Origin of the sequence: Fodinibius sp. (genome assembly GCF_041642155.1) — a bacterium.
Lineage (GTDB): Bacteria > Bacteroidota > Rhodothermia > Balneolales > Balneolaceae > Fodinibius.
Genome location: NZ_JBEPWZ010000066.1, coordinates 1 through 12,727, shown reverse-complemented (window position 1 = coordinate 12,727; position 12,727 = coordinate 1). Strand labels below are relative to the sequence as shown.

At 49.3% G+C, this 12,727-nt stretch carries 5 protein-coding genes; all 5 read left to right on the top strand.

The features are described 5' to 3' along the window. Window positions 1–532: phage baseplate assembly protein V (locus ACESLU_RS06155; protein ID WP_372636622.1), on the top strand; the 532-nt coding region annotated here is incomplete at its 5' end. 18 nt (window positions 533–550) lie between these two features. Further along, complete coding sequence (locus ACESLU_RS06150; RefSeq protein WP_372636620.1) at window positions 551–841, top strand: PAAR domain-containing protein; 291 nt, start codon at window positions 551–553, stop codon at window positions 839–841. A 19-nt stretch (window positions 842–860) separates the two neighbouring features. After that, window positions 861–1,286, top strand: a complete 426-nt coding sequence (locus tag ACESLU_RS06145; RefSeq protein ID WP_372636617.1) for a GPW/gp25 family protein — start codon at window positions 861–863, stop codon at window positions 1,284–1,286. A gap of 23 nt (window positions 1,287–1,309) precedes the next feature. After that, window positions 1,310–6,052: a hypothetical protein gene (locus ACESLU_RS06140; protein WP_372636614.1), complete on the top strand. Its 4,743-nt coding sequence runs from the start codon at window positions 1,310–1,312 to the stop codon at window positions 6,050–6,052. A 12-nt stretch (window positions 6,053–6,064) separates the two neighbouring features. After that, complete coding sequence (locus ACESLU_RS06135; protein ID WP_372636612.1) at window positions 6,065–12,670, top strand: hypothetical protein; 6,606 nt, start codon at window positions 6,065–6,067, stop codon at window positions 12,668–12,670. The last annotated feature ends 57 nt before the right edge of the window (window positions 12,671–12,727 follow it).

Below are 12,727 nucleotides of genomic sequence, written 5' to 3'. Positions count from 1 at the left end.
CGCCAGCCTGGATGCCGGGGCGGACCGGGGTGCTTTTTTCCGTCCGGAAATAGGTGATGAAGTCGTTGTGGGGTTTATCAACAGCGATCCGCGACACGCTGTGGTGTTAGGCATGTTGAATAGCAGCGCCAAACCCGCTCCTATTACCGCTCAGGACGACAATCACGAGAAAGGATTTACTACCCGCAGTGGTATGCGTCTTCATTTTAATGACGATACCAACACCATCACCATCGACACCCCGGCGGGCAACAGCCTGCAACTGGATGAGCAGGGGACAAAAATTGAGATTAACGACCAGAACAGCAATAAGATTACACTGGATACGGCAGGGATTACGCTGGACAGTCCGAATAATGTTGAAATAAAGGCCGGCGTCAACCTGACCTTGTCGGCAGCGGCATCTTTATCCATTGGAGGGGCCACGCTTTCGGTAAATGCCGATGGAAGCGTCGGTATAGAGGGGGCGGCCACCAAGCTGTCGGCGCAGGGGATAACCGAGATCAGTGGATCGCTGGTCAAAATCAATTAACCGATAAATCCAATACATATGCCTTCAGCAGCCAGAATAAGTGATATGCATACCTGTCCCATGGTTACGGGAACGGTACCTCATGTGGGAGGTCCGATTACCGGACCCAGTGTGCCTACCGTGATGATCGGCAACATGCCGGCCGCCGTGGTAGGCGATCTGCTCACGTGCACAGGTCCCCCGGATACCATCGTAAAAGGTTCGGCAACCGTGATGATTGGCGGGCGACCAGCCGCTCGACAGGGAGATTTGACTGCCCATGGCGGCGTAATTGTAGCGGGATTTCCCACCGTGCAAATCGGGGGCTAATACACATAAAAAGAAAGCAATGAAGAATTCACAAAAATCATTTCTTGGTACCGGATGGTCTTTTCCGCCCACTTTCGACCACGAAACAGGGTCAGTGGAGATGGTAAGTAATGAGGAAGATATTAAACAGAGCCTGGATATTTTGTTATCCACCAGCCTTGGGGAACGGGTGATGCAGCCTTTATATGGCTGTAATCTTGCCGACTATCTTTTTGAATCGTTGAGCAGTTCTGTGATCGGGTATATTAAAGACCGGGTTAAAAACGCGATCCTTATTTATGAGCCGCGCATCATTGCTGAGAAGATAGAAGTGACGCCTGATGAATCATTCGACCTGATTGAAGGCCGTTTCACCATCATCGTGGAATATACGATTCCAGGTACCAACTCCCGGTTTAATTATGTGTATGATTTTTATGAAAATGAAGCGTTAAAACCGGTCTGATATTACCGGCTAAAAAGATCCTAATGAGAGAATGCGAAAACCTGATACATCCCTTTCAACATGACCCCGGCGTAAGCCAGAGGCAACGGGTATTGGAAGATCTGCTTTCCGGATCTGCCGATATCGACGGCCGTACCCTGGCCGATCTGCTGGATTATTTCATGCAGCTGTCGCGGCACATCAAATTTTATGAGGAGGATCTTTCTGTTCATGACTGGCAGCCGTTTTTTAAAAAAAGCCTGCCCTTTACAGTGGCCTCCATTACCAAATTCAATGGCGATTCGATCCACGAAAATCTCGCCTTTTACCACCAGCTATTCCAAAAAAATCCCTCCTCATCTGGATTACAGCTTTTAGTGCACTTCCTTTACTACCGGTTGATTAATCCCCTTAACACCTGGCAGATGCAGACACAGGGAAGCGAATTACCGGTCGCGTTTGCACTGGAAAAGCTCATAAAAGACAAGCTGCAGCTGCCGGTAAAGGAATTTATAAAATACACCAACGCGGCGGTGAAATGGTATTGTATCAAGCCGGTGGACTGGCAGAGGCTGCAAGAAAACGAGGTCTGGGATCTTTATCCTTCCGATTTGTACGAATCTGACGAAAGCTTTAAAACCGGGGCCAGCACTCAGAGAGATCGAACAATCGCTCTTTATGATGCCATCCGGGGCCTGTCTCCTGCTTTTCTTAATGTCATGCGCCTGGTAGCCGATGCCGCCGCCACAAGTATGGATCAAAGCCTGATTCCTCTGAAAGCGGAGCTCCGGGAACAGCATCAGCCTCACCTGGCCGTGCTGTTTGCATTTTTAAAACTGTTTCAACATCTGCAAAGTGATCTGAACCGTTTTACTAAAAAGCATCTCGACTTTTTTTACAAACAGGTGCTGCGGCTGGAAAGCCGTGATGCCACGCCCGACCAGGCTCATATTATTTTTGAAATTCAGAAACAACTGGACAGCTATCTCCTGGAAAAAGGGTTACAGGTAAAAGACGGGAAAGACGATAACAAGGCCGAGGTGCTGTTTGAACTCGATGATGAGATCGTGGTCAATAAAGCCCAGGTAGCAGATAAACGTACTTTGTTCCTTAATAACCAGGCGGTGTCGGATACCACCTGCGTGGAAGGAGTCTATATGGCACCCGATGCCGGCAAAGCCGACGGCATCGACAAGGATTTCCCAGAAGGCGGTCCCCAAAGTTTTGCCACGCTGGGCGGGAAATACAGCAAGTACACCGACCCCGAACACGGGTTTATCAAGCCATATCCCAGTGCACGGCTGGGGTTCATCCTGGCTTCGCCGGTACTGCTGCTGAATGAAGGAAAGCGAACGGTTGAAATCACGCTGGCATGCGAGTTAAAAGATGATCTATGTGGTGAAATCAAGGTTTCCGCGGGCGGGTCTTCAAGCTGTTGTGATGATAACGGGGAAGAAGAAAGCGAAACGTTCATCGCGTATCCGTCTTTTGCAGCTTCCAAAGAATTTTACGACCAGGTTAAAGATTCACTCAACCAAATTTATTACTACATCAACCGAGACCTGGTGGCCCAGGCGGTAAAAAAGGGGGTAAGCAAAAGTACCGTAGACAAACTTAATAATCTGCTGATTGTACAACCTGAAGAGGGAGAAGAAGAAAAAAAACTCTGTTATTGTCCCCGGGAAGAAAGGTTATACGAAATTACTACACCGGAAAATGATTTTAAAGATGAGTTTAGTACGGACGAATTAACCATATTGAACGATCTCTTTCCGCCGCGTAAAGCGCTCAGCGTGCTGTTCAGTGGGGAAAAAGAGTGGTTGGCTCCCAGCGATCCGGTCGATATCAGCCTCGCTCCCAACGCCCTGCCCGTCAGCGGTAAGTTTGTTATAACGATCACAGCTACCCTCGAAGCCGACAAGCCGGCCATCACTTTTTACGATAAGGAACAGCTTAAAGAAAATTTCGATACCTCCCGGCCGCTGGTAAAAATTGAGCTGGATGATAAAATTAAAATTGAGCCTCCGTCAGATGATGAAGAAGAAAACGGCGATTCCTACTCCAAAGAATGTTGCCTTGAAAAGGGCGACGCGAGTGAGCCGGATGTTTCCCTCTATCACTTTTTCCGGAATGTGATCATCAATGATACGACCATTGATGTAGAGGTTTGCGGGCTTAAAAACTTCGTGGTACAAAATGATGAAAGCGTGCAGGATGTGAACAGTCCTATTTACCCGTTCGGGACCAGGCCGGAGGTTATCGGCTTTGACGTGGTAAATCCCCGGGAAGGGAGTGACAAAAATCTTGTCGGCCCCAATTTTTACATTGGCAGCGAGGAAATATTGCTCAAAAAGTGGGAGCAGATCTGCATCAACCTGAATTGGGAAAATAAACCTGCCAATTTTAACGATTATTACAAGGGGTATCTGGTGCGGGACAACTTTCACACCTGTGAGGACCGCGAGGACAACACGCACGAAGTGTACGGGCTCAATGAATGCGATTTTGAGGTAAACCTTGCCCTGCTGGAAAATGGGAACTGGCATAAGGAATTGTCCACTTCCTCAAATGTCGAACGATTAAATGATGTCACGAACGACTGGAACCGCGAACTTTTTACCAAAGGAAGTTGCGATAAGATTTGTACCCAAACCGAATCAATCACCTATTCGTTTTTTATCGAGCATACGAATTTTGACGGCAGCCGGACATTCGGCGATCTGCAAACGGAATTGACGGAATACAGGAAGGACAGCCGGGCGGGATTTCTGCGGTTCAACCTTCAAAACCAGGATTTTCTGCACAAGGACTATTCATTTGTGCTGGCCCGACAAATGATGGCCTTCGGGCGTTATCCCTCGCTGATCAACGATGCCGTTTACATAGAGGGCGGCGTGCCCCAGGTATTCGATATTTCTATTTTTTTCGGAAATATCGGCCCGAAAATTATTGATATTGCCGAGGATGTTGTGAATTCCGCAATTGATGGAATACTGGACGAGCTGGTCCAGATTATCAGTGATAAAATAGACGAGGCGACCAATTCGGCGCTGCTGGAAGGAATCATCGAGCGCTGCAAAACACTGCTGGACGACCTCGTTGCCATCGCCTCGTTTTCCCTGGGTGATTTATTTAGCGGTCCTTTCGATATCACCTCCTTGCCGGCATCCGAGCAGGATCAGCTGAATACGCTGGTCAAAACGTTCGTTGAAGATCTTTTTGACCTGTTGGAAACTAATCTGGCGGGTATTGAGGATGATTTGAAGGAGGTGATCAGGGATAAATTCGATGATATTTTGGATACCATCGATACGGATGGAATCTTTTCGGGATTTTTTGGTGAAAAAGAGGTAGTCATCCCCAACGAACCCTGGACGCCCATCATCAGTGAAATATCCCTCGATTATAGTGCCACGGCTGCTATTGAAGACGTCGACCTCATCCACCTCTACCCGTATGAAGGTACCTATAAATCAGAGGAACTGGAATCGAACCCCACGCTGCTGCCTACCTTCTGCGATGAAGGCACGCTCTTCCTCGGCCTGAAAGACCTGGTGCCGGGGAGCAATGTCAACATGCTGTTTCAGCTGGCGGAAGCTACGGCCGACTCCGAGTCAGAGAGGGAAGATCTGTACTGGTTTTACCTGGACAATAACCAGTGGAAGCTGCTGCGGGACGGGTTCGAGGTACTCGATGATGCCACCGACGGGCTCACCGCCTCCGGTATCGTCAAGTTCGCCCTGCCGGCCAATATGACCAGCGACAATACCATTCTTCCAACAGGGTTGCACTGGATCAAAGCCGCCATCCCGCAGAACAGCCGTTCGGTCAGCGAAACCATCGGTATTCATACGCAGGCGGTTCGGGTCACCTTTACCAACGAGGAAGCCAACGACAAGACGCGCCTGGCCGAAGCCCTGCCGGCGGGTTCCATCGCTAAACTAAAGGAAGCTGATGCATCCGTTAAAAAAGTAAATCAGCCGTACGAGGGATTCGGCGGAAGACTCCCCGAAGCGTCGGGTCATTTTTATGTCAGAACCAGCGAGCTGCTTCGTCACAAGGGGCGATCCATCCAGAAGTTTGACTACGAGCGCCTGGCGCTGGAGGCCTTTCCAAAATTATTCAAAGTTAAATGCATCAACCACAGTTTCGGACTGAATGCCCACAAGTATTTCAATGATTTTCCCGTTGCCCCGGGTTATGTACTGCTGGCCGTAATTCCGGACCTGAACCAGCTGAAGGCTTCCGCTACTTTTGAACCCCGGGCACCGGTAAGTTTACTCGAAAAAGTCAGGGATTACCTGCGCCGGCGCACATCGCCGTTTGTTCGACTGAAAATTATGAATCCCCGCTACGAAAAAGTCCATTTCTGCCTGAAGGTGAAATTATACCTGGGCAGGGATGAGAACTTCTATAAGGAGAAACTCAGGCAGGACCTGCGCGAATTTCTGGCACCCTGGGCCGTGGGCCAGTACGAAAAGCTCACGTTCGGCCAGTGTATTTACCGCTCCGATATCGTCCGGTTTTTGGAAACCCGCGATTACCTGGATTATATCCTGGAGCTGAAGATGATCCACGACCGTGAAACCGGTCCCCCGGTTGACCAGCAAAAAGTATGTCCGGTAACCCCTCGCTCCATCGTGATTGCGGGTGATATCGATATATGCATACAGCAGCAGGATTGCGAAAGCTGGGACAAGTGCTATGAACACAATCGTGAAGTAGATTGCTGCGACCACGAAACAATTACAGTGGCCGATTATTGTGAGGAACCCGTCATTGAATAACAACCCGGATGCATGACTGACGAACTGAAACATAGTACCACGATCAGCAAGAATGACCAGAGTTTTCCCGACTACCTGGATTTTGAAAAGCTGCGCTCGGAAGGAATTGAGTATCTGGGACAACTGGCCGGGCAGATCTGGACCGATCATAACGTGCACGATCCGGGCATTACCATCCTGGAGATGCTCTGCTACGCCCTGCTCGACCTGGGGTACCGCACCAACCTGCCGCTGGAAGATATGTTAACCCGGAATCCGGAAGATACAGCGGCGGACAATAATTTTTTTACTCCGTCGGAAATTCTGGCCTGCAACCCGCTCACCGTTACCGACTTCCGGAAACTGCTGATCGATCTGAAAGAAGTCAGAAATGCCTGGCTGGAGCCGGCGACCGACATCACAGATTTTTGCCGGCCAGACGAGCAGAATCCCTACGAAAATGATATACGGGACAGAGATAATTCATCCTGCACTTCATTCCTGAATGGCCTGTACCACGTTTATCTTGACCTTGAAAAAAACATTGACAGTTATGGAGATATACATAGTGATTTCTTGACAGAAGCGGAGGCCCAGGAATATAAAAATAAGGTTCTTTCCCAGGTTAAAAAGGCCCTGATGAAGCACCGCAACTTCTGCGAAGATTTTGCCGATATCTATATTCTCTGCAAGCTCCCGATGGGAGTCTGCGCCGAAATTGAACTGGAAGATAACGCCAAAGCCGAAGACGTGTTCCTGGCAACGGCAGAAAAACTCCGCGACTTTTTCACGCCCTCGCCTCACTTTTACACGCTGCAGCAACTGCTGGAAAAAGGGCGATCCATCGAAGAAATTTTTGCGGGCCGCCCTTTTAACCTTACCCAAAGCCATGGATTTGTAGATACGGAAGAGCTCAAGGCGTTGAAATTGAGAAAAGAGATTCATCTCTCTGATGTGTATGAAATCCTATTCGATTTGGCGGGCGTACAATCCGTGCGTAATTTGTCACTGCGCCTGTGCGATAATCCCCGCATACCGTCAGGTTGGAAATTTCCCATCAAAAAAAATCATATCCCCGAATTTTCTATACGCTGTTCAGGCTTCCGTTTTACACGAAATGGCATGCCCATCTCCGTCGATGTTAAAAAATACGAAAGCTTGTTAGACCTGAATTTCAGCAATAACGGAAAAGTGTTATACCAATCACCTTCTCCTTATCTGGATACCGAAATACCCAAAGGTACTTATCGACGTGATCTGGCGGACTATTATTCCATCCAGAACGAATTTCCCCGGGTGTATGCCATAGACGAGGGCGCCCTGGCGGATGACGCTCCGGATCTGCGAAAAGCACAGGCTTTGCAATTAAAGGGATATCTACTCTTTTTCGATCAGCTGCTGGCTAATTACCTGGCCCAGCTTGACAATCTTCGCTCCCTGTTCGCGCTCGATTCGCCAGAAGAAGAAAAGGAGCAGCACACCTATTTTATCAACCAGTTGAATACCGTTCCCGAGCTGCAAAAATTACTGCGTTTCACGGCAACCGAAAAGGGCGCAAATGGCAGCCCGGGCGGCGAAGGCGGTACCCTTGTTTTTCCCGTGGATAAAAATGATCTGCTTGCCCTGAAGGAGAGCGAGCAGTTGAAATACATTGACCTGGAAGAAACCTCACCCATCGCATTCGAAACGCAGGCGAAAAAAGATCTTGAAGTCAGCCTGCTGAGAGATGATTTCTATCATGATGAGAATGTTAGTAGTGAATTTATAACCAAAACCGACGGCTGCGTTTTTTACTATATCCTCACCTCGTCGGAGAGTATCGCCTTGATCAGCAAAACCTATTTCAAAACGGTTGAGGAGGCCCGGGAAAATGCCGCCTCAGTAAAGTACATCGGAGCGTTCGATGAAAACTACCGTTCGTTTGTGGATAGCAATCATCGCTTTTCGTTCACCATAGAGATGAACCTGGCCTCCTTTGCGGAATACCTGCAGCTGCTTGTGGAAGACCGGGCACTCTACCTGGAACGTCGCGAGGGGTTCTTGCAGCATCTGCTGGCTCGCTTTGCCGAAACATTCACCGATTACGCCTTGCTGACGTTCGATAATATCAGTAACGAGCAGACCGAAGAATCGAACATAGTAGCGACCGAAAAGTTTTTAAGTCATTACGACGACATCAGCAGCAACCGCGGAAAGGCGTATGATTACAGGACCGATGGCTGGCGCAACAATAATATATCAGGCTTTGAAAAACGGGTGAAATCCCTTGGCGGTATGGAAAACTGGAACCGGCACAGCCTCTGCAATTTCGAGGTTAACCGGTACGATGACCAATATGTTGTAAACCTTCAAATCGGAGATGAAGATTTTTTTACCCTCCGTGAAACCTATGATTCCCATCAAGAAGCTCAACAGGCAGCACGGGCATTTTTCACAGGGTTGTCCAACAGGGAGCGGTACAGCGTGCAGCCGGTCTCCCGGGAGCAGACCTATACGATCGCCATCCAGGAGAATGACCGAACACTGGCCACGTACCGGGAAAAATTTGAAACCAAAGAAGAGGCTCATGCCACCGTCCAGCACCTGCATCGGCTGTTTCTGGGCAACCCGGCTCTGCCAGGGAATATTTCTGCCAGCGGGTTCATTTATCGCCTTCAGTTAAGAGATTACAGAGATGATGTATTACTTGCCACCACCAAAAGTTATAAGACAGCGGCTGTCGCACAGTCGGTATTAACCCAGATTAAACAGGGTGTTAACGAGGAAGACCGGTGGGAAACGGGGGACGACAAATCGGTTTTCCTGCCCGGTACGCTTCTCCGCATTCCGCACAAGAGAAAAGCCCCCCTGTTTATCAACCTCGATGCGTTTAAAATAGATATCGACAATACCCTTGTAGGTAAACCCGACGAATTCAGTTATGATGTTCTCGATACCCAAAACCGGTTCAAGTTCAGACCCCCGGGGGAATTTGACAGCGAGGAACAGGCACGAGAACACTGGCGGCAGCTGCTGTCGTGGATGGCGAGTGCAGAAAATTACAAGATTCGTTCTGACGAATATGACGATACCTTCTCCCTTTATATTGTAGTAGATGATGAAGATAAAGCCGTTTGCTCGGAGCAGTTCACCAGCGAAAAAAAAGCCCTGCGGGAAAAAAATAAAATACTCTCGATCATCCGGCAGCATGTGTATGCGCTAACTATCCAAAAAGTGCCAAACAGTTGGAAATTCACCTTTCGTCTGGGTATTGAACAAGCCGTCCCGTTTACTTTCGAAAGTATTAGAGAGTATGAGACCAGGGAAGAAGCGTTTGCTGCCGCCGCCGGATTTCAAAAATCTATTTCCGTTTTACAAGTACGGAAATATGAAGAGGAAGGCGAATTCAGGCTGGTTCCCATGAATCCGCCTGAAGAAACGTCCTCCGTCAGGCTCCTACAGGATTTCGCAGACGAAAAGGAAAAGTCGATCCGGGCGGCAATCAACAGGGAGCTTTCGCTGCAACAAGAAGTGAACCGGATTTCAGAAGAATCCGGGGTGGAAGCATTTGAGGGCAGCGTAGAACTGGACTATTTGAGCCAGCAGGGCAGTTTTGTGTATCGCCTGGTCGACAAAGATACCATCCCGGCCTGTTATAGTGAGACATTTGCCGAAAGAAGCGACGCTGAAGAGAACCTCCATGCCTTGCGAAAAGTGAACTGCGATGCGTACCCCGCCCTTGAAATATGCCTGGGTGGATCGAAGATAATAAGCGAGCGCAGGGATGAGAACACAGGAACCGTATGGTACCACTATTTGATTCGAAGCCGTAACCGTTTTGACGAATCGGGAAATGAACTAACCCTTTTCGAAAGTGTACAGGGATATCGCACCATTGAAGAGGCGGAAAAGGCTTTCAGGGAATACTATCTGCAGATCCTGGAATGGGCTTCTGACCCCAAAAATTACAGCACGATTATCAGCATGGAGGAAAAGCTGATACATCAGCCTGTTGATTATACAAAAAATGAAGCAATCGTCTTTCTCCCGCAGGCAATCCGGGATGAGTGGGGAACCCAGACGAAGCAGAAACTGGTGTCGCTGGCAAAAAGCTACCCGATCCGGGCGGTCCCTGAGAAATCCAGGCTATTTTATGAGCTTTTTCCCTGTGAGGAACAACCCGAAAAACAGGAGGAACGAATCTGCCGGCCGGACGAAGAAAAGTTTGTGTATTATTTCCGGTTATACGGTACTGGGTTTTCCGAGGAAGAGGAAGGCAAAGAGTATTGGCAGAGCACCGGTTATTTTAACACCCCCGGGGAAGCCCGCCGCGGGTACCGGTTTTTTAGGATGCTCTTGTGTTATCCCGGCAATTTTTTCGTGCACTGTGATCCCTGCCATGAGGAAGACAGGTATCGAATCTGTCTCCGGGAAGTGCTGGCCGAAAGTACAGCTCGATTTGAAAGTAAGGAAGAGGCCTGGGGTAAAGAGGGCGTGCAGAAGTTCATCTGCGTCTCGCAGTCGGAGCGTGCCTTCCATCCCTATTGGAGGGAGCACGACGGGTGCTTTACCTTTTACCTGGCTTGCGCCGACAGCGTGGTGTATCATCCCTGCCGGTATGATACGCCAAAAGAAAGAGACGAGGTTATTGAAAAGCTCTTTCGAGGGATCAACGACTGGCAGAAAAGCCGGGCGTGGCATTATGAAGTAGATGAGAAGGAGGAGGGGGAGGCGAAAGAGTATGTTTTGTTAGATGAACACGGTGAACCCTTTGCCCGGACCCGGGTCAAGACCGAAGACACCAATGATCAGGTCGACGTATGTGCCGAATTGGTTGATTTTCTTCATAAAGTCAGCCAAAATAAAGCTGATTATGAGACGGATGAAAACGGACTACCATACGCATGGGATGTTAAGAAAGAGACCGGCATTATAGTTCAGGCTCCCGGCAATGTTGAGCGGGAAGAATGGGAAAATAAATTAAAAGCATTTGCCTGCTATTACCCGATCGCAAAACGAAACAATGAGAAAACCGGTGATGAGGAATATTGTATTGAAATAACATTACCGGGATTTTCCTTCTGTGGTGAAGATCCCGATGAAGATAAGCCCTGCGGGTGCAACGGCCATGAAAAACAACCCGGGCCGGACTGTCATGTGGCTTGGAAAAGCCGCTGCTGCTTTACTTCCTGTGAAGAGGCCGAGGATGCATTGAGAATATACACAAGGCTGCTGCTCAACTATAGGAACTATCGTCCGCTGTTCGACTGCGACTGTTACGATTTCGGCATTGCCCTCCATTACAACAATCTTGAAGGACCCCAGGAGATCGTTGGTCCCAACAGGGGTATCTCCCCGGGCGATAGTGAAATGGTAGCGCTGAATCCCCAGTGTTATGCCAATCCCGACGAGGTTTGTGCTGCCATCGAACGGTCGTGGAAACTCATCAACGCCGAAGGGTTACATGTTGCGGAGCATATCCTGCTGCGGCCCCGCTGCGAAGAAGACTGCCGGTGCGAGTTGTATAGTGCTCCCTGTGAAAATGAAACGGGCTGTGAATTTACATGGAGCGAACCCGAAGACGACCCCTGCGCCGATCAGCCCGACGTGTGTTTTACTCCCGGCGCCGATCCGTATTCGTTCATCGCCACGGTAGCCCTGCCCGCGTGGCCTGCTCGTTTCAGAAAGCCGGAAAACCGCCGCCTGCTGGAACAGTTGCTGTACCGGGAAGCGCCCGCCCACGTGCTCCTTCGCACCCTATGGCTGGCACCCCATGATTTTTGCTGTTTCGAAGAAAAATATAAACAGTGGGGCCGATGGCTGGCCCGGAAAGAAACCTGCCTGGAGGATTTTTCCACATGTGATTTCCTGGAATTTCTTTTCGACCGGAATTACGAGTGTCTCGAAGAATGTGATGTCTGCGGTTGTAGCGATAATGACAGGGAGACCGACTTCTGTTTGGAAACCTGGAGTGAGGAATCCATGAGCGATCCGTACGAATTCCTGAATCAGGTTAACGATCTGTACTGCTGGAGAGAACAGGATTGCGATACGTATGATTTTACTCCTTGCAACAATGAAATCGTGATAGAAGACGATCATGAAGGTGATGATGTCATTCTGCTTTCACACCGATCGGCTGAAGAGCGTGGAAATGAAACGGAGGTTACCGGGGCAGCAAGGGCCCCGGCGGAAACAGAGGAACTTCCCTTGAAACCCAAGGCCCAGGTGGTCAACAGCCGGATGGCACGATACCGGTCAGCGGTTGATCAAGTACTGGAAGAGACACATCAGCATCCTATAGCTGAGAAGGCGAAGGCCTTTGTAACCGATCCCCGGCCTGCACCGGAGCGTGCCTCGGATCTGCTTGAGGAAGCCGCACAAAATGAAGAGCCGGCAGACGGAGAAGCCCTGACTAAATCACAGGTGGAAGTGTTGCTGCAAAGCGTGCTCTGTTACTACCTGGACAACGTGTGTTTCAACGGCAAAGATCTTGAATATATTGAAGCTCTCCAGCAGGGCCTCGAAGCGATGCATAAAAAAGATGTGGACCTGGCTTCTATCTATGGATACTGGGAGCCCGAACAGGTGCGATTATATGAGCCTGAAACGGATGTTACCGCCATTCGCCGAATGATTACCGGGGAGGGGGATAACTGATATGCAACACATCATCAAAAAACAAATCATACAGCTCAGGCTAAATAGTCGACGGGA

Bases quoted from the DNA above. Each gene is read 5' to 3' on its own strand.
- ACESLU_RS06150 (WP_372636620.1), top strand. From the start codon at position 551: ATGCCTTCAGCAGCCAGAATAAGTGATATGCATACCTGTCCCATGGTT.
- ACESLU_RS06145 (WP_372636617.1), top strand. From the start codon at position 861: ATGAAGAATTCACAAAAATCATTTCTTGGTACCGGATGGTCTTTTCCG.
- ACESLU_RS06140 (WP_372636614.1), top strand. From the start codon at position 1,310: ATGAGAGAATGCGAAAACCTGATACATCCCTTTCAACATGACCCCGGC.
- ACESLU_RS06135 (WP_372636612.1), top strand. From the start codon at position 6,065: ATGACTGACGAACTGAAACATAGTACCACGATCAGCAAGAATGACCAG.